General features: G+C 65.7%; 1 protein-coding gene. It reads left to right on the top strand.

Going from position 1 to position 324, the window contains the following annotated elements; genetic code table 11:
• A partial coding sequence (locus FrCorBMG51_RS24400; protein ID WP_047225344.1) for a type I restriction enzyme subunit R domain-containing protein occupies window positions 1-324 on the top strand: 324 nt, incomplete at both ends.

Consider the following 324-nt stretch of genomic DNA (forward strand, 5'->3'; position numbering starts at 1 on the left):
GACCTACACGATCATGCTGGTCGCCAACAAGTTCCAGACCGGCTTCGACCAGCCGCTGCTCTCGGCGATGTACATCGACAAGAAGCTTTCCGGGGTCACCGCCGTGCAGACGCTCTCCCGGCTCAACCGCACCCACCGCACCGCGGGCGGGGAGGTCAAGCGCAAGACGTACGTCCTGGACTTCGTGAACAAGCCCGACGACATCCGGGCCGCGTTCGAGCCGTACTTCACCAACGCGACCCTGGAGACCGAGACCGACCCGTACGTCGTCGCCCACCTCGCCGCCAAGCTCGCCCAAGCCGGGATCTACACCGCCGACCAGGT

Source organism: Protofrankia coriariae (genome assembly GCF_001017755.1).
In the GTDB taxonomy this organism is placed as follows: Bacteria; Actinomycetota; Actinomycetes; order Frankiales; family Frankiaceae; genus Protofrankia; species Protofrankia coriariae.